Genomic DNA, 22,057 nt, shown 5'->3' with positions numbered 1-22,057 from the left:
GGGTTGCGCCCCCAGCAGGGCACCAACCACGGTCAGCAGATCCGAACCACGGCCGGTCGCGACCCGGGCGATGGTGTAACCGGTCTCTTCGTTGACATAGGTCAGCCGTTCCAGCACCGCTTCGAGGACATGCGGGGACGGGCGAGAAGACACAGCAGTAGACACGCACACCATCGTGCCGTTCGCGACGCCTCGACACCAAGATCCAGCAACCAATCACCCCACAAGCATGACCCGGGGTTCCGGACATGCCGATGACAGTGCGTCAGATCTGGTATATGAATGCGGAAACCGATTGCAGACCTAGGAGCTTGGAGAGCGTAGGCTGCGCCGGGAGCGCCACCGCCGGGCGTAAACGGGTTGCTCACGACGCCCATCGAGAGGCATCCTCGACGTTGTTCGAGGCGATGCGCGACTTGACTCTCTGTGAATTTGGTGCCGCCGATTCATATTTTGCTGGACTGGAGATGACGAGGATATGGCGAACATCGCTGATGAGTGGCCTATCCCGGGTGACCCGAACCACTTCGTGGGCGCAAGGCACCACACTGTGCCTCGCTTCTACCTCGAATATTGGGCAGACGCCGACGGGCACATCGACGTTGTCGAAAAGCCGGGAGGTCGCCGATATAGAACTGTCCCCAAGACGGCCAGCGCCGAGACCGACTTCTACACCTACATCGATCTCGACGGCAACCCGGCTGGCCACATGGAGCAAGTGCTGGGGGTCATCGAAGCCGACGCCTCCGCCGCGATTGGCAGGATCACGCACCCGACCTTCGGCCAGTTCCCACCGCCACCGGACGACATGTACGCGATCGCCACCTTCATCGCCTTCCAAAAGGTGCGGGGCAGGCGCCGACGCCGAGAAATCGAAACCCATGCCGACTTCTATATTAAGGTCCAGTATTCGGGACTTAGCAGAGACGCCATCAAGGCCATGCTCGAAGAGCAATTCGGGCAAGTAAGCCCGGATCAGATTGCCGAGATGGAAGACCTCGTCGCGAACCTGGACGAATATGAGTTCGTTCCGGACCCGAACGACCATATCCGCATGATGGGCGAACTGGCGCAGGCCATCTTCCCGCGCCTCATGCGCCGGCACTGGTATCTCAGTGTTTTCGACGAGCCGGTCCTCATCACCTGTGATGAACCGGTAATAGTTTACAAGAGCAACCCCAGTCCGCTTCGAGGCTACGGGATGCTTGACGCGGACGAGGTCTGGTTCCCGCTCAACCCGTCCATGCTGCTTATCCTGGCCTTGGAGCCGCAGTCGGTTCCAGCGCGATTCACGGCCCCGATTTCAACTGCGGAAACAGTGAACGCGCACTCGACCCACAGTGCATACCAAAACATCTTCCTCTACCCAGGACAGCCGGATATCGATGCCGAGCGCCTTGTCGACACACCACTCTTTGAGGTGACCGCCCCGGCAGATGTGATACTGCCCGATGGGGCCAACAAGCCGCTCAAGAATCGGAAGACCGCGCGGCGGCGCAAGCCGGATCGTAAGTAGCGTCGCGACACCATCAAACCAGCCGTGTGCCCCGGCCGGCTCCCGGACATGCCGATGAGAGTACGACTCACGGCAGCGAGTGGATTCTCCTTATGATCTGCTCCGCCATGGAAACCGAGCGCTTGGCGTCCTCTTCAGTAGGCGGCTGATTGATAAAATAATCGGCTTGTACGCGTAGGGATCGGAGGGTTATCCCCATGTCGCCAATGGCTTTCGCTGCCGCCCTGTGTCCAATATGAGAAGACGATTTTCCAGCTCGTAAGTATTGCCAAACTTGCTCATGCGATGACCGCTGGCTCACCATTGACAACCCGTGCATTTTCGCGTATTCGCGAGCTTCGCCAAGTGCAGCATAGTACGCGCGGTTGATAGCGGAACGATGCTCGGGCTCCGCTTGGGTCGAGTTCAGCATGCGAAAAGCTATTCGCAGCAACAGACGCCAGGTAAACATCAGTCGCCTTCTTCCAAAGTGCGAGACAGCATGTTCCAGTTGGACGGTGCGCCGCCGAGACTGACCACGATCCTCTTGAAGGGTTCTTCCATCCGAAGCTCTTCCCTCGCCTTGTCTTCCAGTTCGAGGATCCGCTCCTGCAGGGCTTCCATAGCCTGCCAGGAGCGTTCGTCGTCAACAGGCCCATTCACTTCAAAGATAAGAACATGTGGGTCACCCGTGGAAGGATTTACTGAAGCCCTGATGCGATACGGAGAATTCGGTCCAAAGACTTCACCCAACGCCGTAAAGTGAGCATCGAGGATGTGGTTGCCGCCGGGTAGCTGGCTGAACCAATCAAGCGCATCTTCCCCCTTCAGGTAGGGAAGTACCTCGAAATAGGGGTGCACAGGCTCATCGTGCGGCTCAGGCATGTGAAGACCATACCGCGAGTCTTCGGAACCCGCCTAGCGATCGATAATAACCGTCAGCTCAAAATTCTAAGGCCTATTGCGTTTGACGAGATGCGGACGACAATCTTGTCATTCACTCAGCTATGCCAAATGCCTGACCTATGGACTGCTTGAATGATGTCTGCGTTCGGCGAGATTTACTATCATGCCGCAGATAGCGGGCCCTCCCCGAAGAACCGATCAACCTCGTGCTACCGAGGGTGATGAGCATCCGACGCCGGTCGGATGCAAGCCGGGTGCCAACTAGCCTCGGCCCTTCGTTAAGGGCCTGTCCAAGGACTGGACAAAAACGAAGAAGTGCCTTCCGATCAGGGAAAATAGGACTTGTCGAGGGTCCAAAAGTTCCTGTCACGAAAGGCACTTGCAGGGTGCAGACTACCGCAACACGTCCGAAGATCATGGTGACCGGCGGCGGGCGGGGCGTGGTCGGTCACGCCGGCACCCGGCTGCTCACCGACCTGGCCGACGCGACCGGTCTGACCAGCGCGTTCAGTGATGCCCTCGCCGGGCTGCGGCAGCGGCAGCGCGGGCATGACCCGGGCCGGATAGCCGTCGACCTCGCGGTGATGCTCGCCGACGGCGGGAAGGCCATCGCGGACCTGGCGGTGCTGCGGGACCAGCAGGGGCTGTTCGGGCCGGTCGCGTCCGACCCGACCGCGTGGCGGCTGCTGTCCCGACTCGACGAGCCGGCCCTGGCCGTGCTCCGGGCCGCCCGCGCCCAGGCCCGCGAGGTCGCCTGGGCCCAGCACGCCGAGGCCCGCGGTGACCTGCCCCAACCGGCGGTCGCCGGCCGGCAGGTCGACGGGTTGGTCCTCGACATCGACGCGACCATCGTGGCCTGTCACTCGGAGAAGGAGTCGGCGACCCGGACCTGGAAGAAGACGTTCGGGTTCCATCCGCTGCTGTGTTTCCTGGACAACACCGGTGAAGCCCTCGCCGGTCTGCTGCGGGAGGGCCGGGCCGGGTCGAACACGACCGCCGATCACATCACCGTCCTGGACCAGGCCCTCGCCCAGATCCCCGACGCCGTCCGGCATGGGACCCCGCTCCTGCTGCGCTCGGACGCGGCCGGGTCCACGCACGGCTTCCTGGCCCACATCCGGTCGCTGCGGGAGCAGCACCACGACATCCGGTTCAGCGTCGGCGCCGCGATCACCGCACCCGTCCGGGAAGCGATCCTGGCCGCGACCGACTGGGTCCCGGCCATCGACACCGACGGTGACCTGCGCGACCACGCCGAGGTCTGCGAGATCACCGGCCTGCTCGACACCACCGGCTGGCCGGACGGCACCCGCTTCATCGTCCGCCGGGAACGACCACACCCCGGCGCCCAACTGTCCCTGTTCGACACCATCGAAGGCTGGCGGCATCAGATGGTCGCCACCGATACCCCACCCGGCAACGGCAGCATCCAGCACCTGGAAGCCCGCCACCGCGCCCACGCCCGGGTCGAGGACCGCATCCGGACCGGGAAGAACACCGGCTTCGGCCGATTCCCGTCCCGCCATTTTGCGATCAACCAGGCCTGGCTCGAACTCGCCCTGACCGGCATCGACCTCCTCGCCTGGACCCGCACCCTCCTCCTCGACGGCGACCTCGCCACCGCCGAACCCAAGAAACTGCGCTACCGGCTGCTACACGTCGCCGCCCGACTCACCCGCACCGCCCGCCGGACCCGCCTCGCCATCGCCGCCGACTGGCCCTGGACCGACGCCCTGACCAGCGCATTCAGCCGCCTCGCCGCACTACCCCGACCCACCGGCTGACCCGCAGCCCACGCCACGACCAGCAACACGGAGGAACCCGGCCAAGCGCCGGGCCCTCAACATGCCCCCAAAATATCGACAAACGGGCAAACCAGACTCATCGAGCAACGGCTATGGATTGACATCTAAGTGGTCCAGGTCGTAAATCCTTCGGGGGTTATGCGGCCGGGGCCGATGCGGCAGGCTGGTTGTCGCAGCCGGGAGGTTGTTGGGGGTTCTGCTCTTTCTGTTCGTGTCGCTCGATCCGGGCCATGAGGTCCTCGAGGTCGGCCGGGGTGAACTTCCATCTGAAGGGCCGGGCGGTCTGGTTGTAGCGCTGCTCGAAGGCGGTGAGTCGGTCTTCGACCTGGTCAAGGCTGGTGAAGTCGTTGGGTGTGACGACCTTGCGCGCGACGATCGAGAAATAGATCTCGATTTGGTTCAGCCACGAGGCGTGGGTCGGGGTGTGGATCATGACGGCGTTCGGGAACCGTTCCGCGAGGCGGTCGATCGCGGCCTGGCCGCGGTGCGAAGAGCCGTTGTCGACCACCCAGAACACCCGCTTCGCCGACGCGTAGGGCTCTTGGGTCATGACCTTTTCGGCCAGGGTCATGAACGGCACGATCCCGGTCTTGGCCGCGCAGTGCGAGAACACTGTGGCCTGGTGGACGTCATAGGCGGCCAAGTAGGCCAGGGCACCGCCGCGGTCGTATTCGTGGTTGACCCGCATCATCCGGGCGACACCCGGTGCCAAGGTCGGGTGGCAGCGGCAGCGGGCCTGGATGCTGGTCTTCTCGTCGCTGGAGATCACGTACTCGTCCGGGTCGAGCTCGATGCCCTGGTAGGTGCGGGCGTAGAGGCCGAGAACGCGGGTGGCCTTGACGGCGAAGTCGGGGTCGCGGATGAAGATCCAGGACTGGTACTGCCATGGCTTGAGCGTGTCGGCGGCCAGGATCCGCCGGATCGTGGACGCGGAGATCGCCGGCACGAGGCCCCGGGCCACGGCCTCGCAGGCCAGGTCCGGGCAACTCCACCGTGACAGCGGCACCCCGGTCTCGGCCGGCAGTTGGCAGGCCAGGGCTTTGACCTCGGCGACTTGCCCGGGAGTGAACCGGGCGGGCCGGCCGGAACGTTTGCGGTCGGTCAGTCCGGGCAGGCCCTCGTCGGCATACCGGCCGCGCCAATAGCGCACGGTGTCGACGTGCACGTGCCTGCGGGCGGCGATCTTGTTGTTGGAGTAGCCGTGCGCGGCGTCGCGGACGATGCGGGCGCGGATGACCTGCTGATATGCGGCGGTGTGGGAGTAGGCCAGAGCTTGACGATCCGTCCCCCGCCGGAGAGCTTGGTCTTCGCCACCGTGCCGACCTTGCTCCCCTTCAGCAGCTTCGGCCTGATCACCACGCTGATCTCGTGGGCGCTCGTCGGCCAGCTCGAGTCCAATGACCAGACCGCCGGCCCGCAACCGCCGCGTCAGGCCTGAGCCGGCAGCCGATGGGGCGGGGTACGCGAAGCCACGGCCCCCGTCCCCCGCACCACTCGGCGGGAGAGCAGGAGACGACCGTGCCGAAGAACAAGAAGCCGCTCGACGAGCGGATCGCCGGGCTCCGCCGGCTCCAGGAAACTCCATCCGCCCGCGCCCGGCCACGCCGTGGCGGCGGCGCGACGACGCCACAGAGCCCGACCGCGCAGACCGGCCCGTGCTCCGCCCCCGCGGCCGCCTTGCGCCGCGTCACCGAGAAGAACTCGCACTCGCTTTCCGCGTCCTCCACGAAGCTCGTTCCCGCTGCGGTGGAGGACCAGGGTCACGGACGACCACCGGCGCGGCCCCTGCGGAGCGCCCCAGTCGTCTCACCGGACGATGATCCCGCCAAATACGTTCAGTGGCGGAAGCTCGACATCGGTATGAAGGTCGCACGTGCCGCGACGTACGGACTGACCGTCCGTACCCTAGGCCGGGTCTACGACTTCAGCCAGGTCAGCGGCCATGAGGCGGCCGGGCAGCTTGTCGACGAGCTTGAGAACGACATTGTGGGGTCCGGACGGTTTTTCGGGGTCGTCCAGGACGATGAACACGGCCTTGTCCGTGGCGCTGTCACCGGTACTGCGCAGTGACGCCGCTCGTAGTGGCGCCCGTGGTCATGGGGGCGCCGTGACCACGGGCGGCTGCAACTACGACTGTGAGGGCTGCTGCTTGGGTTGCTCGCACCAGAAGTTAGCCGTTGTGAAGCTGTCCGGAATCTGCGGGGCACCCCATGTCGCACAGGCGAATCCGGGCAACGCGGTCGACCTGACCTCGACCGCCACCGCGCACCTCCGACGTCGACAGAACCGGCCGCTCGTCGTGTGCGCCTTGCTCCGCAAGCCCGAGGCCCACTCTGCCGCAGCCCGATCAGGGCAAATTTGCCTTACGGGACAATAGCTACAGCTCGGCCGTCATCCACCAGGTCCGGTCCAAAACTTCTTGGGCGACACGCTGTCCGCTGACGAGTAGGTGGTGTGCCCGGTCGCGTTGATTGTCCTGGAGCCACGTGACTGCCTGAAGTGCGAGCTCTTCGGGGGCAGGGGCATTGGGCCGGCCTGTTCGATCGCGGGAGGGATCGAGCATGGCGTGGTAGGCGGTATGAAGCGGTTGAGGTTCGGGGAATCCGAGCGCGTAGAGGTTGGCGGCTAGCGTTTGCGGTATGTCGAGGCCGTCGATGTCCAGGTCGCCGGCGTAGATGATGCGCTCGGGCGCTGCACGAAGCTGGAGATGGTCGGCCAGGGCGATGACTGGTTCGGCTTGGGCTGCCTCCCATCCGTTGCCGAAGGCTATTGCGGCGAGAGGGCCGGGTGCTTGACGTAGCGCGCGCCAGGCGGAGTCGAAGGTGGCCTGGTTTTCGACGATGAGCAGATCGCCGCTGGCGGCGAGGCGGGCTGCTCGCAGCGGGGAGATGGGACGTTCGTAGGCGAGGTCCTGCGGCTGCAGGCGCCCGGGGGCGAAGATGCTGCTCGGCTCGATGCGAGCGAGGGTCTTCTCGTCATTGAAGATGCTGAGTGAGCGTTCTTCCCGGGCAAGCGTGGCGAGCTGCTCGCCGAGGTGCTCCAGCAGCCAACTGTTGATCTCCTGGAGCACGGCGCGTAGGGCGGTCGGTGGCTTGCACGTTCGCAGCCACGTGCCGACCCATCGCGAAATAGTGGGCACCCAGGTGGTCGTACCCATGTCGATCGGCGGGACTTTGCCGGGGATGTCGGCGACGATGACAACCCATCGCGGCAGATAGGGCAGGGCGGAATCGTTCCACAAATGCCGTGAACGGGGTGTCTCCACGGTTCCCTGATGGACGAGTTCATCAACGGCGCTGCTGAGTCGTTGGCGGGCGCCGGGTCGGGTGGCGGCGTGCGCTTCGATCGTGGCTTGCATGGTCAGCAGGGTGGTGAGCGAGGCGCGGGTTCGGCCCGTGTCCGTGGCGTGGGCCAGTAGCCGTGCCTGCAGTGAGGCGGCGAGCGTGGCTGCCGGGGTCATGCGAGTTCGACCACGTCGTCGTCGATTGCGACGTCGGGGTTGCTAGGGTCACTCGTCCCGAGCGACGAGTCCGTGATGCTGATCCTGGCTGTGGCCGTGTCGAGGATGACCGGTGTTGTCGTTGCGACGAGGGGTTCGCGTCGGAGCTGTCGTGGAATGTCCGCGGCGACGGCCGCTTCGGGTACGACGAGGACTCGCGGACCCGCCTCCTGCACTTTGAGCTGTACCCAGCTGGAGAACACGCTGAGCGCGTGCGGGTCGCGTGACGCGGTGAGCAAGATGAGCTGGACGCGCAGCCCTCGGGCCACTTGACGGATGAGGCGCAGCAAGGACGGTTCGACGACTTTGGCGAAGATGTTGTCGATGATCAGGAACGTTTGTTCTTTGCGGCTGGGGTTGCGCATCGAGAGCATGAGTGCGGCGATGATGACGGCCATGGTGACGCCTTCGCCGCCGGAGGTGCGCATGGCGATTTCTTCCATGGGATGGTGCTTGCCGTCGAACGGCACCTTCGGGATGAGGACTTCCGCGCGCAGGTTCGGCGTGATCGCTTCGACGAGCAATTCAAGGGGTGCCGGTTCCCGGCTTGGGCGTCTGCGTGTTGATGTGCCCGCTGCGTCTTCGGTTCTGATCATGGCTTCGAGGGCGTCGCGGACCAATTTCTGCCGGTTGTCTCGGCTGGATTCGCTCCACTGAATTTTCAAGAACTCTTGGCCGGACCACACACCGAGCCGGTCGTCCGTGGGAAGTTTGGAGCGGCTCGCGATGGTGCGGATCTTGCTGCGGATGGACTCGACGGTGGTGCTGACGACCTGGGCGGAATGATCGAGTTCGGTGCTGAAGTTGCGGAGTTCGGCGCGGACGGCGGCGAGGCGCTGGCTGGCGTCGTAGTCGTTGGAGGTTGCGTTATCGATCAGTTCGGCCAGCGGTGAGGACTTGAGCCGGCTCACGATGGTGCCGGCAGCCTTGCCGGGCGCGTTGACGCTGCACTCGCGGAGCTTCTCCGCCAAGGCATGGGCCTGAACTTCGGCGGCTTGGTGTTGCCGTCCCACGTGTTCGATGGCCTCGATTGCGCTGGTGACGAAGCGCTCGAGATCGTCGGCGCTGAAGCGGTCGAGACCGGCAGCGAGGCTCAGCGGGTTGACGGCCAGTTTTGCCTCTTCCAGGGCATCGTTCATCCATCGCAGTCGGGTGACGACCGGATGGGTGGTGTCGAGCGAGGCGCTCGTCTCCCATAGCAGGTCGTCGAGGTTGACGGGCTGTCCGAGCTTGCCTGACTGAGCTAAGGACTTCCCGGCCGCGGTGAGGTTGGCGGCGAGGCGGTCTTTGACGGTTGAGGCGAAGGCGGTGAGCCGGTTCTGGAGGATGGTCGCCTGGTCCAGGGTCCGTTTCGCCTCCGCCATGTCTTCTTTCGCGGTGGCGATCAGTTGCGTGACTTCGTCGAGGTGGTGATTCGTGGTGGTGAGGTCAGGTGAGTGCCATTGAACGTCGAGCGGTGACTGCGCACCCTTTTCCCTGCGCGCCGTGTTCGACGCCGTCTTGGCGGCTTGGTGGCGTTGCTGGGCGGCACCCCGCGCCTCGATGAGTGCGCGGACGCGTTGCTCGGTCTGTTTGTCGGCTCGGTCCCATTCGATCAGGGACGTATGCGGAGCCTGGTCGAACATTCGTCGAGCCTGCTGCTGGGCGGCCTGGCTGAGCCTGCCGAGGGCAGCTGAGCACTCCTCCATCCTTTCCTGCGCCGTGCTGATGCGGGAGCGCAGGTCGGCGTCGGTGACGAGGCCCTGGTATTGCTGGTTCAGGTCTCGCAGGCGGCTGTCGAGGGCGTCGCGAGGCAGTTCGAGCAGGCCGGGTTCAGGTTCGGTTGCCTCTCCGGGATGCGCAGAGAGGATGTCGTTGACGCCGGCGACGCGGCGGCGCAGTTCGCTGGTGTGGACGGCGAGTTCCCGGCGCTGATCCGCGAGGCCGCCGGAACGGTCGCGGATCGTTTGCCGCTCGCTCTCGTGCTCGTGCTGGTTGTGTGTGGCTTGATCGCGTCGGTGGCGGGCATCTTCTTCGATCTGATTACGCTGCTCTGCGCCGGCGTCGAAGTCCGCCAGCGGTTGGACCCGCCGTTCAGCTTCCTCCGCCCGTTCCGCGCGGGCCTGCTCTTCATCGGCGGCCTCGCGATGCTTCTCCGCCTCTTCGTGGGCATCCTGCGCGTCATCGAAGAGCTGCTTCTGTTCCTCGGCGAGCTCAGCCCGGGCGAGCCTCTGTTGCTCGATCTGCTCGCGAAGCCGGTCGGCGCTGCCTTGACCGACCTCGCTCGTCCAGCGGTCGAGTTCTCGCACCAGGTGCTCACCTGTGAGGATGATCGTTTCGGCCTCGTCACGGCTTGCTAACGCGATGTCGAGTTCATCCCCGACACGTATGACTGCCTCCTGGCCGGCCTGCTGGTCCCAGAGCGCAGGATCGGGGAGGACAACGGTCCGCCGATCACCGCTCGTACCGTCGAAGAACGAGGCACCGCAGGCCACGACGACGGGGCCGGGCACGGAAATCGAGTGGACGTTCGCGGCGAGCCACCCTTCGACCTCGGCGAAGTCGTCCTCGACGGGTACGACGATGCCGTCAGCCAGTTCGGGGTGGCTGCGCAGCAGCGATGTGGCCTTGTCGGGGGTGATGCGAGACAACCAGGTCCACCCCGGCAGGACACCGCGGCCGGTGTGTTGTTGCAGTTGATTGACGAGATCGTCGACTTCGGGCCGGGCGGGCAGCAGCCGGCTGGCATGCAGAGCTTGGACGTTGCGTTCGAGTTGGCTGACGCGTACGGCACGGGTGCGGGCGGCGGCGCGCGTTCCGTCGAGGCGGGATCGGATGTCGGCGTGGATGATGTCGGCGTGTTCGTCGAGGTCGACGCGGTCGATCTCGACCAGCCCGGATCCGGTCACCTCCTTGGTGAGGCGGTCGGTGCGCCGCAGCATGTCAGTGAGGGTGTTCTCGTTCGTGGTTATCTCGTGGGCGGCCGTGTCGAGGTCACCTTGGAGTCCTTGTGCTTGCTGGGTGGCTTCCTTGGCGCGGCTGTCGCACTGCACGGCCTGCCGACGGTGGGATGTGATGTTGCCACGAGCCGCTTCGACGGTTTGCCGGTGTCGGATGACGGCGCGGTCGGCCGACTCGTCGGTCTCCAGGTACCCGTCGTCGCGAAGCTTCTGCCGGAGGACCTTGCCGCCAGCCCGTTGTTCGGCGACTTTTCCCAGGTCGGCGCGGGCTTCGGATTCTTGCACGGAGCAGACCGTGATCGCTGTGTTGAGGGCTTCGAGCCGGCGGGCATCGGTCTGCTCCTGGGCCTCGAGGCGGCCTTCGCTCTGGGCCAAGGCGGCGATCTCGCCATCGAGTCGATCGGCGAGCAGTTGTGCCGTGGTCGCGAGGTCGCGGCGCAGCGGCGCCGCGCCGCGGACCTTGTCCTGGAGTTGGTCGAGGGCAAGCTGCTGGTCCTGCGCCGCAACGGCATGCTGGGCCAGTTGGATGCAGCCCTTGACCGCTTCAAGCTCGCCCTCCGCGGTGGTGACCTCCTCGCCCGCGGTTCTTGCCCCCTGCGCCGCTTGATCGACATCCTGCTCGCAGCGGCGCACGACCAGAGCGGCGCGTTGCCCTTCGAGGTGTTTCTGTCCAGCGTCGGCTTTGTTGCGGGCTGTCGTGGCGGCGCCGTGGACCTGGTTGACGTGGGTCGTTGCGGTGTCCGCCGTCGCGGTCCACTGCTCGACGAGCCGGGTGGTGTCGGCCCACTGCGACAACGCTGCGGTGCGTGCTGTCTGCTGCTTCTTAAACCGATCCGCTGCGACAGCGAGCGGCTCGGTGAATCGGCGGGCGGCAGTGAGGAACGTTTCGGTGGCCTCGTCTACCTCCTGGTTGGCGATCTTCGACCTGAGCCGTGTGATCTCGCGCGCTACCGTTTCGAAGTCTTTCGGGTCGGCTAGCACGTTGATCAGGCTGTTGAGGAACGTGCGGCTGCTGTCGTAGGTGAAGATGCGGTCGGCCGCTCCTTCGTCGAGGTTCATCTGCAGGAGGAATCGTCGGAGGAAGTCGAGGTCGAAGCCGCGGCTCGCCAGTTCGGCCGCCCATTTGCCCTGTTCATCGGTATGGGCTAGTTGCAGGGTCGGGTCGCTTTTCTTGGCCGCGATGAGGTGGTCGAGGAACTCGGTGTGGGGCATGGGGCTGCCGTCGGTGCCGCGGACAGGCAGGGTGTCGAAGGTCAGCGCGTCGTTTGTCTGGAAACAGAAGAACAACTCGCTGGCGCGGTCCTGCGCTTCGCTGTCGCGCCAGGCGGCGTATCCGACGACCAGCCGCGGTGCCATCCCGAACAGGTTTTCAGCGACGCCCGCGATGGCGTGTTCACAGATGACGTATGTGGTGGATCCAGCGGGGATGTAGTGCTCGAACTTCTTCTGCTCGCCGGCCTTGCCCTGGTGCCGGATGGCGAGTTTGGCCAGGAACTTGTCACGGTGCGGTTCGTAGGCGTGCAGCCACATCGCGATGATGGTGCTCTTGCCGCCACCGTTCTGCAGCTTGATGACGGTGTCGTCGGGTTGACCGTTAGTGCGCAGATCAATGATCAGGTCGGCGAAGCGAGGGCGTTCGATGCCTACGTTGACGAGTCGAAGCCGAGTGGGGGCAAGCATCTGTCGGGCTCCCGGGTGATGAGTTAGGAGTTGGTAGGGCGCAGCGCCTCGAACAGGGGGTTCATCAGGAAGTCGGGGAACTGGGCGAGTAGCCGTCGCCGAATTCGGTAGTTCTTCTGTTCGGCGGGGCTGTCTGGGGTGAGGTCGCTGACAAATCCCAGTTGCTGCAATCCGTCCAGCGTCTGGTAGACGAGATAGGTGGAGGTGGTGCGGGAAGTACGCTTCACCGCGCCGCCGTAGGTGGTCCTGCTCAACCACAACGACCACATCGGGAGTTCCCGGTCGGGGGTGCCGGCCTCGACGTCCGGCTCGTTGGCCTTCTGCCGCTCGCAGAACTCCCGGATGTACTCCTCGAGTTGCAGGACCGAGACCGAGGGCACCGCCCGGTCGGTGTCGTTGAGCATCGCCTCCAGATCGACACCGGCGGGGAACTGCATGGCGAGCAACGCGACGATGGTCAGCATCCGGGCGGTGCGGTCTGCGGAGTCATCGCTTTTGTTCCATGGCAGGTCCGGCGCTTTCCCTGGCCAGGACCAGGGGCTTCCCGAGCGTGGGAACAGCACCAGGCCGAGGGTCTCGTTGGCGTCCGTGACCTCACACTCGGCGCCGCCGAGGACGGCATCCACGGCGTCGCGGAAGTCCGGGTTCATCACGTACTCATGGATCAGCCGGCGGTATTCGGCGCGCTCCCCGCTGGCCCCGGGGGTCATGGCGATATTGGTGCCGAAGGCGATCAGCCGTCCGACGTCTCCGAAAGAGATCACTGGTCGCCTCCCATAGCGGCTGGTACGGGTTGCAAGAGAAGGTCGTCGCCCGCGATACCGGGCAGGCTGAATGGCGTGTGGTCGTTGATCACGCGGACACGGTCGGGATCGAGCACCTCCCGCTGCCGCGCCAGGACCGCGATCGTCAGATCGTCGGCGGCTTCTGTGGCATGCGGCGGAGCGAACGCGGTCAGTGCTATCAGACACACCAGGTGCGTCAACGTGGCGTGCTCGCCGGCACGGCACAGATCAGGATGATCGCGGACCGCCCGGGTCAGGAGTTCGGACAGGCGTGTCGGTCGATCGACTGCGCTAAACAACTCGCGCAGGCAGGTGAGCGTCTCTTCCCGGATCCACGGTACTGGCGCGACGATTTCGTCGATCTCGAACGGGTTGTCTACCGGAGTCGGTGTGACGCGGCGGATTTTGGGCGCCGTTCGTTCGACGAGTTCGAGTGCGGACGGCACGCGGGGCCGGCGGACACCGAGTGCCAGCGCGCATACCGGTTCCAGGAGTGCTTCGAGGGCGCCGACCTTCATACCGATGAGCGGGGCGAACAACGTCTTCTCCGGGTCATGCAGGTTGCCTCGGTAGCGCGTCCACACCTGCCGGTCCTGTTCTTCGGCGAAGACTTGGTTCACCTGGCTGACCTCGTTCAGAACGTCGGCGAGGTCGTAGCAGCGACGTTCGAGCAGTGCTTCGGTCTCGCGCATCTGCTGCTCGCCCGGCTGGCCGGGTTCAAGGCGCTGTTGCACGCGGTGTCTGAAGTCGCTCGTCGTCGTCAGCTGCTCGCCGAGCAGCTGCATGATTCGTTCCATCGTCGGTTGTACGTCGTGGACGTAGTCCACGGAGCGCACGTCACGGCGAATCTGCTTGATTTGGTCGCGGATGCGCTCGACTAACGCATTCAGCGTCATGTGCTGGCGCCGGACTGTGGCGACCACTTCGTCAACGTCACCGCGGGCCAGCTGCCGGTCGGCGATGAAGTTGTCCGCCGCGTTCTGATCCTCAAGGTCGAGGGTGTAGAGGCCTTGGAACATGTTCACTGCACGGGCGTCGGCCTTCACGGTCGGCACCGCGTCCTCGCCACCGACCAGGTACAGGTACTCCAACGGCTTCTGCAGCCGCTGATAGCTTTCGCCGGTCCAGTCACCGTAGAAGTCGATGAACGCCTGTCCCCCAGTGGAACGGCCGTGCAACAGATCAACCACAGCCGTCACCATTTCGCGGTGCTCGGCATCGGGCCTGCCCGGCCCCGCGCGCTGCGCCAGAGGTAGCAACTCGTCGATCAGCTGGTCGCGGGTCCACCCTCCGGCGAGGCGGCTGGGCTCGACGACCAGGTACAACGCTGCGAGCGCGATCGAGGGCAGGTCGTACACACTCCAGTCGCCGTGGTTGTTGACCAGGTTCTGCAGTCGTACGGCAAGCGCAGCGATCATGCCGAATGACTGCCGCTGGCGTGGCTGCCATTGGCGGACGAACTCCTCGAGTGCCGCATTCACCGCGAGATCACCCGCCCGGCAACGCAGGGTCGGGCGAATGGCCGGAGCGAGGCGGCAGCTCCGGTGTGCCAGCGTCCACCCGACGGGCAAGGTTCCGACTCCCGCGCCGAGCAGGCGGGCGGCCGGCGCTCGGCGGGTGATGACCCTCCCGGTCGCCTCGCGCGTGGGGCATCGATTGGGCCGTGTGAGCACGGCCTGCTGACACAGAGGGCGATTCAGCAGTGCCGGGCGAACAGTGCACGCCTGCGTCGGGGATGGGTGGCGTGTCGCTGCGAGTGGCGGCGGCGTTGATGTCGGCTACCTCCGTCCGGATGCGGATGCTTGCTGCTCTTGGCTGCGCCTTGATGCCGTTTGCCGGTGCGACCGGTGGTGCATGCGGTCAGGTGTGTAGCGGCCCGGCGCCGGCTTCGTCGGCGAGTTCGAGCAGTTCGGTGTCGGTGGCCCAGCGCACGGTGCTTCCTGCGGCCGCGTTGGAGACGCGTAGCAGCGCTGGAACGTGCTGGGCCACGGCGAGCATGTGGCTGATCACGACGACGAGGCGACCTGCGGCGACTTGGGTGGACAAGGCATCCAGGGCATAGGTGAGGGCGGTCTGGTCGAGGCTGCCGAAGCCTTCGTCCAGGAAGAGGGATTCGGCTTTCCCGCCGCTGCTGCTGGCTTGTTCGACCACCGCGAGGGCGAGCGCGAGGCTCGCCTGGAACGTCTCGCCGCCAGAGAGGGTCTTCACGTCGCGCAGGCTGCCGGTGTGGGCGTCGAAAATCTGGAAATCGGGGCCGAAGGCGAACCGGCCGAGGGTCATGCCGCGAATGATCGCCGTGGCGGCCCCGAGCAGAGTCTGCTGTCGCTCCTGGACAACGGCGGCACCGAATTTTCCGTTGCCGAGCAGTTCGACCAGTGCGGTGAGTCCGTCAAGGTGCGGCTGGGTGGACTCGATGCGGCGCACCATGTCATCCATCACGGGGATCTGGGTGAGTGCCGTGTCGTGTGTCTTCGTTGCGATGGCCCGCCTGCCGACGGCGTCGTCGTACGCGGCGTGGAGGGGCTTGCCACCGGTCGGTGCGTTGCTGGTGATGGCGGCTGCTTCGATGGCGAGCCGTTCGAGCAGCGAGCTGACATCCCCGGCCCGGGCCCGGCCGGCGTCGAGCGCACCCCGAGCGAGGTCCTTGATGTCGGCCGCCCATTGGGCTTGGGCGGTGAGGTCGGCGGTGAGATCGAGCTGGGTGGCGGGCGGCGTGTGCAGCAACGCCGCGAGCGCGGCGTAGCCCGTGGAGACGTCCAGCATGCGCTGCTGGCTCTGCTTCGCCGGTGTCGTGACCTGATCGGCGCGTTTCTCGATCAGCTGGTCACGTCGCGTCTCCAGCGCCTCGATCTCGGTGCTGAGCTGCGTGAGTGTGCTCCATTGCTCGCCCAGACGTAGCCGGTCGGCGGTCGCTTGGTCCCGCAGGCGGGTTACCAGTTCCGTGGTGGGCCGTTCCGGCCGGTATTCAGCCGGGATCTGCTGCGTGAGGGTCGTGATCCTCTTGCGCAGCGCCACCACCTGGATTTGGATCTTCTTCAGCTGGGCGGTACGACCGGCAATGTCCTTGTCGATGGCCTCGACGATCGCGGCGGCTTTCGCGGCGCTGTTGCGGATCTCCTCGAGGTACGCGGCCTTGGCCGCGGTCTGCTCGCGGGCGGCCGTGAGGGCCTCGATATGTGGTGCGAGGTTGTGATCGTCGTGCCGGTCGAGGTCGATCGCGCCGAGCTGCTGCGTAAGGACGGTGAGGGCGCTGCGCGCCTGTTCGGACGTGTCTGTGAGCTGGGCGGCTTTCTGCTCGGCGACCGTGTAGGTCTCCCGTTCCTTACTGAGCGCCGCCGTGGTCAGGTCGGCTTTGCGCTTGGCGTGGGCTCGGGCCTTCTTCAAGGCTTGTTCGGCGTCGTGCAGGCCCGGCGCGTGCGGAGGCACGAAGCCGTCGGGCAGCTCGTGGTCGCAGATCAGGCACGCGTCGCCCGGCTGCAGGCCGGCGGCGGCGTATGCGGCGGCGTTCAGGCGCTTCTGCCCCTCGATGGCTTCCTCCGCCGACGTTACCGCCTGATGGGCTTCCTCCACGGCTGCGCGTTGCTGCTCCAGCTTCTCCGCCGCGGCCACGTGGTCGGACTGCCGGTCACGCAGTTGCTGGGCGAGCTGCGTGACGCGGGCCGTCAGTTCGCGGACATCGCGCAGGCCGGCACGCCACGCATCAAGCTGTCTCTCAAGGTCGCCTTCGCGGTCCGCGGCGTTCTTCCGGTCCTGCTCCGTGTCCTTGCGCAGCGTGGCAAGCTTTTCGGCTTCCTCCCGTGCGCCGGATACACTGGACTCCGCTGCTCGCATCTCGGCGGTCTCGGTGTCGAAGCGGGAGCTGGCGTCGGCCTCGCGCTCGACCAGTTCGCCGAGTTGCCCGAGCGCCGTAGCGGCGGTGGCGGGCACATCTGCGAGCGGGCCGCCTGGCCTGCGGTCCCCGAGCTGCGCAAGGAGACCGTCGCGGCGCTGACGCAGGGGGGTCAGCTCGCCGACAAGGGCACCGTCCATCACGGCGACGGCGTCACCGAGTTCGGCGAGCCTCTTGAGCTGCTCGGGTGCGTCGGTGTCCAGGATCGATGCGAGCTTGCCGATCAGCTCCAGCAGCCGCATGCGTTCATTCTCGGCGTCGACGCACCGCGCATGGATGCCTGCGAGCTGCTCTTGCGCCGCCCCGAGCTGTTCGATCTGCTCGTCGGCCTGCCCGATCTGGGTGGCCGCCTGGGCCGCGGCGGCGCGCGGGTCGTCGAGCAGAGCGGCTTTGCGCTCACGGAGTTTGTGCAGATGGGGGGCGAGCGCGTCACGGCGGTCGCGGGCCTGCCGGCCGATGGTGTCGAGGATGTCGAGGCCGAGCAGGCCTTTGAGCATGTGCGCCCGTTCAGCAGGTGAAGCGTGCAGTAGCTGTTCGAACTTTCCCTGCCGCAGGAGCACCGAGCGGACGAAAGTCTTCTGGTCGAGCCCGATGAGCTGCTGGATGCGGGTGTTGGTGACGTCACGGCCGAGCCGCGTCTCCGAGCCGTCGAGTGCTTCCAGCCGGTGGTGGGAGTTGGCCGACTTCTTTGACAGTCGTCGGCTGACCTTCCACTCTTTGCCGCGTGCTTCGAAGACGAGTTCCACGGCGAGCGTGCCGTCGCCACCGTCGGCAATGAGCACCTTCGGGGTCGGCGCTTCGAAGGTGCAGGCCCCGAACAGGGCGAAGTTGATGGCGATGAAGATCGAGGATTTGCCGGCACCGGTCTCGCCGGTGATCCCGACAAGGCTCTGGCCGCGGAAGTTGATGTGCTGCCGGCTGATGTAGGACCGCAGCCCGGAGAAGGTGAGTTCAAGCGGTCTCATGCGGCGCCCACCGCGTGATCGTCGGCGAGCAGCGCCTCGACGGCGAAACAGGGGTCGCGGTCCTCGTGGTCGGCGGCGAGGAACTCGCCCATGGTCGCCATCAACGTGTCGATCGGAGCGGTGCGGGTGTCGATCTGCTGCAGGTAGGCGCCGAAGGCGTCCAACAGTGGCCGCTGGGCGGTAGCGGTACCTGGCTCGACCACGAGCGCGGCACCCTGGGTGCCGGCGACACGCTGTTGCACGTCCAGGACGGTGGCGCGTCCGAGCAGGTCATGGACGCGTTGCGCGAGTGCCGGGTCGTGGCTGTCGGTGTGCACCGTTGCCAGACATGGGGCATCGTCGATCACGTCGACCTGGGATTGCAGATCCGCGAAGCTGCCCTCGAATCGGATCAGGGCTCGGCCGCCCCGCAGCGGGATCGCCTCGCAGCGCGCGGGCATACCAGGCTCGAGCGTGACCAGCGTGACGCTCTTGCGCTGGCCGGCCTCACCGAAGTCCAGCGGGATCGGGGAGCCCGCGTACCGGCCGATGACGGGGCCGGGCAGGTCCTGCGGATCGTGGATGTGACCGAACGCGGCGTAGTCGACCGGCGGGATGGCAGCGGGGTCGCAGGCGTAGTCGTCGCTGCAGTGCCGGGCACGCTCACTGCCGGAGAGCCCGGCGCCGGTGACGTGCAGATGGGCTGCGAAGACCGTCAGCTCGCGACGCGGGTCCAGGCCCGCGGTCAGGCCAGCGGTGATCCTCGCCTGCAGGTCGGCGATGCGGGCTCGGTAGGCGCCGGCCCATCGGCGAGGGTCATCGAAAACGTCGACGCCACGTTCGGCGGACACGAACGGCAGCGCGCCGAACCGCAGTGTGTTGCCGTCCCGTCCGGGCAGGACAAGGTGGTCACCGCCGATGCCGAGCGGCTTGTTGACGAAGTAGAGCCGGTTGAGGCGTCCGAGCCGGTCGAGGTAGCGCAGCAGGCTGAAGTTGTCGTGGTTGCCCGCGACCACGATGGTGGGGGCGATCGCTGCAAGTTCGGCGAGAGCGTCGACGACCCGCTCGATCTCGGCGTGGCTGACCTTCGAGTGGTCGATCAGGTCACCGGAGTTGACGATCGCGTCGGGCCGGATGTCCCGGGCGATCGCGATGAACTCGGTGAGGGCGTCGTCGAGGTCGGCGGCGCGGGACTGGTTGTAGGTGGTCCGTCCGGCGTGCCAGTCGGAGGTGTGCAGCAGTTGCATGCGAGCTGGGCCCTTTCGCGAAGGGGACGTGCGCTGACGTCGAAGGGGGATCGGGCGATTAGCCGAGGCCGCGGATCCGGTGGCCGGCGAGGTGGGCGAGGACGGCTTGGTTCGCTTCCCAGCCGTCAGGGAACTTGATGAATGCTTTGAGGTGCATCGGTTCGGTCGACGGGTGGGCGTCCAGGAGTTCCGGGATGCCCTGGCGGCCCACGACAATGCAGGCGTGCCGATGCCGGGAGGCCAGGACGCACAGGCGACCGGACTCAAGGTGGAATGCGGTGGCGTCGATGCGACCGGACAGCGGGTGCAGGATGACGGTGATGTCGAATTCAGCGCCCTGCAGCCGGTTGGCGGTGTCCACGCGGATGCCGGTGACACCGCGTGTGCGTAGTTCCCGGCCGAGCGCGGCGACCTGGTCGCGGTGCGCCGCACCGACGGCGATCCGGTCGGCGGTCAGTGGCCGCCCGTCGCGGGCGTGTTCGCAGTAGGTTTCTGTACCACGTTGCAGCAGCCGCGCGGCGATGTCCGCCGTCGCGGCGACCGTCTCCTCGTCGGTGCGTACCGTGTTGCGATGCGGCAGCTCGTAGAAGCCCCAGCCGGTCTCGGCCGCCATCGCGATCACCTCGTCGACCGGAGTCGGCCGCAGGCCAGCAACACGCATCACGACGTTGCGATCTGCGGAGCCGGTGCCGGACTGGAAGGGGGTGAACGGGTAGAACGCCTCCTGGACGACCCCCGCCGCGCTCGGCGGCAGCCGCCACGACAGCGGCAGATGGTGTGGCGTGATCTCCGGGTTGTTCCGCAGCAGCACGGCGACCGCGCTCTGCATCGGATCCCACGGCAGGCCGGCCCATCGCTCGCCGTCGACCGGGGAGAACGGGTCCAGCTGCCCGGGATCGCCGACGAACAGCATCCGCTCGAACAGCGCGGCGATGAGCAGCAGCATGTCCGAGCGCATCTGATACGCCTCGTCAACGATCGCCCACGGCAGTTTCCCGGCCGTCTCGACCCGGCTCCACTTCGCCGCCGTTCCAACCACGACACGGCAGTCCCCCAGGGTGTCCAGGCGGTTGCCGACCTGAACGTTCGGTAGCTGGACCGAGGCGGGCGGACGGTAGTCCTCGCGGGTGAGGCGGCCGATCAAGAGGTGCGGCAGCCGCACGGCGATCTTCGCGGTGAGGTCGTCCACCTGCGCGTTGGTCTGCGCGACGACCATGATCGGCTCACCGGCTTCGGCGATCTCCGCGGCCGTCCGGACCACAAGGGTGGACTTACCCGCCCCGGGCGGCGAGTCGACGACGACCCCCGGGCGCCGAGTGCCGGTGAAATCAGCGATGATCTCGGCGGTGCGGGCTTCGGCGAGCTGCTGCGGTGACGTCATGACCAGTCCTCCACAGCGTCCTCCGGAACGGGAACAGGCTCCGGCGGCGGCCCGCCATGGGTCCACGGAATGTTTTCCCGCGCGGGCCAGGCCCGGCCGCGACGCACGAACGTGTCGGCGGGCGCGGTGTAGACCACGTCGTCACCGACGACCGGGACGGATCCTGGTTCAGGTACCCGACCGCGGCCCATCTTGTCCTGCAGTTCGAGTTCGACGATCCAGCCGTCGGCGGTCTCGTCGAGCCTGGTGATGAGCGCCCGCTGCCCGTTGCGGCTCGGGTCGTGCACCTGCTGCCCCACGTCGAGACGTACCGGGTCCGTGGTGGTGACGGTGACCAGGGGCCGCGTCACGAATCGTTGCGCGCCACGCACCCGGCGATGGGGATCGCTCGCGACGACCTCGCCGGAGAACGCCTCGCCGGCGAGCCGGTAGTCGGCGAGGACCAGCGGGTCGTCGTAGGCGCGCTCGGCGTCGAAGCTGGCCAACCGCTGCTCCATCTCGGCGAGGCGCTGCGCGCCGCGTACCGCGTTGTCGCGCTTGGCCTGCGGATACCCGCCGTTCGTGACGTAATGATGAAACGCAGTGAAACGATCGCGCTGCCGCTCCCATCGGCGGGCCACCCGCGCTGCCGGCGGCTCCGCCCGTAGCAGGTCGATGGCCTGCCACACCAGATCCCAGGTGGGCCGCATCTGCTCTACAAGCATGCCGGTCAACCGGTTGAGGACCTGCCGCCTGGCCGGTTCAGCCGCCGCTGAGGCGAGATCGCGCAGGGTGGGCTGCAGAAAGAGCCGATCGAAGGTGGGGTCGGTCGCCGGGCCGGCAGGCGGGCATACGGCCGGGTCCTCGGCCCGGCGCGCGGCGTCGATGATGGCCATGCCCGGCGGCGGCGCCAGCCAGGCCATCACCGCGGCGAGATTGCCGTCCTCGACGTCGCTCTGCCCCGTCGCCCACACCGCGCTCAACGCTCGGGTAGCCGGCACCAGGACGCACGAGTCGGCGAACTCCGCCTGCTCCGCCAGCCAGGTGAGCCAGATACCCAATTGCCGCACGGACGGGGCAACAGCCCAGGGGCCTTCGCTGGAACGGAACCGCGTCATGCGCCCCAGCAACCGGACGTAGTCGATGCCGGCCGAGTTGGGCACCCACACCTGAGGCGCCTGGATTGCCCGCACCGACAGTTCCAGTCTGCGGGTGTCGACGCGCTGCGTGGTCGCCGCCATCGAAGCGATCGGGTAAAGCAGATGACCGGCGAGACGTTCCGCGAATCGAAGCCGCTCGGCTCGCTCGCGCGGCTGTCGAGTAACGATGACCTCCGGCCGCCCGGGGTCAGAGCCCACCATCACCGCGAGCGGAGCGTTCGTCTCGCCAGCCAGGATGATCGGCACCATGACGATCGGCTGCTCGGATACGTGCAGGTGGCGATACAGGGTGACGCGCTGGGGCGTCTTCGAGCCGGCGGCGAGCACCCGGGCCAGCGAACTCATCAC

General features: G+C 66.4%; 15 protein-coding genes and 1 pseudogene. 4 read left to right on the top strand and 12 right to left on the bottom strand.

Features of this window, described 5'->3' with window-relative positions:
• Positions 1 to 174 (bottom strand): annotated as a pseudogene (locus tag J2S43_RS42430) (YrrC family ATP-dependent DNA helicase); the annotation flags it as partial.
• A gap of 304 nt (positions 175 to 478) precedes the next feature.
• On the opposite strand from J2S43_RS42430, the gene J2S43_RS04745 reads away from it, so the two are divergent.
• Entirely contained in the window at positions 479 to 1,516 is a 1,038-nt protein-coding gene (locus tag J2S43_RS04745; protein ID WP_306827329.1) for a DUF4238 domain-containing protein, read from the top strand.
• 67 nt (positions 1,517 to 1,583) lie between these two features.
• Here J2S43_RS04745 and J2S43_RS04740 read toward each other — a convergent pair whose 3' ends face one another.
• Complete coding sequence (locus J2S43_RS04740) at positions 1,584 to 1,967, bottom strand: hypothetical protein (protein ID WP_306827328.1); 384 nt, start codon at positions 1,965 to 1,967, stop codon at positions 1,584 to 1,586.
• Complete coding sequence (locus J2S43_RS04735; RefSeq protein ID WP_306827327.1) at positions 1,967 to 2,380, bottom strand: hypothetical protein; 414 nt, start codon at positions 2,378 to 2,380, stop codon at positions 1,967 to 1,969. The genes J2S43_RS04740 and J2S43_RS04735 overlap by 1 nt, the downstream gene beginning before the upstream one ends.
• Positions 2,381 to 2,787: 407 nt before the next feature.
• Here J2S43_RS04735 and J2S43_RS04730 point away from each other — a divergent pair, with 407 nt between their 5' ends.
• The gene (locus tag J2S43_RS04730; RefSeq protein ID WP_306827326.1) at positions 2,788 to 4,185 is read left to right on the top strand and encodes an IS1380 family transposase; all 1,398 of its coding nucleotides are present in this window, start codon (positions 2,788 to 2,790) and stop codon (positions 4,183 to 4,185) included.
• A 157-nt stretch (positions 4,186 to 4,342) separates the two neighbouring features.
• On the opposite strand, the gene J2S43_RS04725 is transcribed toward J2S43_RS04730, so the two are convergent.
• Positions 4,343 to 5,389, bottom strand: coding sequence for an IS630 family transposase (locus J2S43_RS04725; RefSeq protein ID WP_306839199.1), 1,047 nt, complete (start codon positions 5,387 to 5,389; stop codon positions 4,343 to 4,345).
• Between J2S43_RS04725 and J2S43_RS04720 the strand changes: the two genes are divergently transcribed.
• Positions 5,366 to 5,644, top strand: a complete 279-nt coding sequence (locus J2S43_RS04720) for a hypothetical protein (RefSeq protein WP_306839811.1) — start codon at positions 5,366 to 5,368, stop codon at positions 5,642 to 5,644. The genes J2S43_RS04725 and J2S43_RS04720 overlap by 24 nt on opposite strands.
• An 80-nt stretch (positions 5,645 to 5,724) precedes the next feature.
• Positions 5,725 to 6,276, top strand: coding sequence for a hypothetical protein (locus tag J2S43_RS04715; protein WP_306827325.1), 552 nt, complete (start codon positions 5,725 to 5,727; stop codon positions 6,274 to 6,276).
• Between the two features lie 307 nt (positions 6,277 to 6,583).
• Here the strand turns inward: J2S43_RS04715 and J2S43_RS04710 are convergent, their stop codons facing one another.
• From J2S43_RS04710 to J2S43_RS04675, 8 genes are all read right to left on the bottom strand, one after another.
• Positions 6,584 to 7,666 carry a Wadjet anti-phage system protein JetD domain-containing protein gene (locus J2S43_RS04710; protein ID WP_306827324.1) on the bottom strand — a complete coding sequence of 361 codons (1,083 nt, stop codon included), beginning with the start codon at positions 7,664 to 7,666 and terminating at the stop codon, positions 6,584 to 6,586.
• Positions 7,663 to 12,324, bottom strand: a complete 4,662-nt coding sequence (locus J2S43_RS04705) for a coiled-coil domain-containing protein (RefSeq protein WP_306827323.1) — start codon at positions 12,322 to 12,324, stop codon at positions 7,663 to 7,665. The genes J2S43_RS04710 and J2S43_RS04705 overlap by 4 nt, the downstream gene beginning before the upstream one ends.
• A 23-nt stretch (positions 12,325 to 12,347) precedes the next feature.
• Entirely contained in the window at positions 12,348 to 13,088 is a 741-nt protein-coding gene (locus J2S43_RS04700) for a hypothetical protein (protein WP_306827322.1), read from the bottom strand.
• Positions 13,085 to 14,590, bottom strand: a complete 1,506-nt coding sequence (locus tag J2S43_RS04695) for a hypothetical protein (protein WP_306827321.1) — start codon at positions 14,588 to 14,590, stop codon at positions 13,085 to 13,087. The genes J2S43_RS04700 and J2S43_RS04695 overlap by 4 nt, the downstream gene beginning before the upstream one ends.
• A 379-nt stretch (positions 14,591 to 14,969) precedes the next feature.
• Positions 14,970 to 17,963 (bottom strand): AAA family ATPase, encoded by a 2,994-nt coding sequence (locus J2S43_RS04690; protein ID WP_306827320.1) that lies wholly within the window; start codon positions 17,961 to 17,963, stop codon positions 14,970 to 14,972.
• Complete coding sequence (locus J2S43_RS04685) at positions 17,960 to 19,189, bottom strand: metallophosphoesterase family protein (RefSeq protein WP_306827319.1); 1,230 nt, start codon at positions 19,187 to 19,189, stop codon at positions 17,960 to 17,962. Before J2S43_RS04685 ends, J2S43_RS04690 begins: the two co-directional genes overlap by 4 nt.
• Before the next feature lie 58 nt (positions 19,190 to 19,247).
• Positions 19,248 to 20,570 (bottom strand): AAA domain-containing protein, encoded by a 1,323-nt coding sequence (locus J2S43_RS04680; RefSeq protein ID WP_306827318.1) that lies wholly within the window; start codon positions 20,568 to 20,570, stop codon positions 19,248 to 19,250.
• Entirely contained in the window at positions 20,567 to 22,054 is a 1,488-nt protein-coding gene (locus tag J2S43_RS04675) for a hypothetical protein (RefSeq protein ID WP_306827317.1), read from the bottom strand. The genes J2S43_RS04680 and J2S43_RS04675 overlap by 4 nt, the downstream gene beginning before the upstream one ends.
• Positions 22,055 to 22,057 lie beyond the last annotated feature (3 nt).

Origin of the sequence: Catenuloplanes nepalensis, assembly GCF_030811575.1 — a bacterium.
GTDB classification, from domain to species: Bacteria; Actinomycetota; Actinomycetes; order Mycobacteriales; family Micromonosporaceae; genus Catenuloplanes; species Catenuloplanes nepalensis.
Note: the sequence above shows the minus strand (reverse complement) of the source record. Positions and strands in the feature narration are given on the sequence as shown.

What these genes read in the sequence shown, in the direction of transcription:
- J2S43_RS04735 (WP_306827327.1), bottom strand. Translation starts at nt 2,380, where the DNA reads ATGCCTGAGCCGCACGATGAGCCTGTGCACCCCTATTTCGAGGTACTT.
- J2S43_RS04710 (WP_306827324.1), bottom strand. Translation starts at nt 7,666, where the DNA reads ATGACCCCGGCAGCCACGCTCGCCGCCTCACTGCAGGCACGGCTACTG.
- J2S43_RS04685 (WP_306827319.1), bottom strand. Translation starts at nt 19,189, where the DNA reads ATGCAACTGCTGCACACCTCCGACTGGCACGCCGGACGGACCACCTAC.
- J2S43_RS04705 (WP_306827323.1), bottom strand. Translation starts at nt 12,324, where the DNA reads ATGCTTGCCCCCACTCGGCTTCGACTCGTCAACGTAGGCATCGAACGC.
- J2S43_RS04690 (WP_306827320.1), bottom strand. Translation starts at nt 17,963, where the DNA reads ATGAGACCGCTTGAACTCACCTTCTCCGGGCTGCGGTCCTACATCAGC.
- J2S43_RS04740 (WP_306827328.1), bottom strand. Translation starts at nt 1,967, where the DNA reads ATGTTTACCTGGCGTCTGTTGCTGCGAATAGCTTTTCGCATGCTGAAC.
- J2S43_RS04680 (WP_306827318.1), bottom strand. Translation starts at nt 20,570, where the DNA reads ATGACGTCACCGCAGCAGCTCGCCGAAGCCCGCACCGCCGAGATCATC.
- J2S43_RS04745 (WP_306827329.1), top strand. Translation starts at nt 479, where the DNA reads ATGGCGAACATCGCTGATGAGTGGCCTATCCCGGGTGACCCGAACCAC.
- J2S43_RS04675 (WP_306827317.1), bottom strand. Translation starts at nt 22,054, where the DNA reads ATGAGTTCGCTGGCCCGGGTGCTCGCCGCCGGCTCGAAGACGCCCCAG.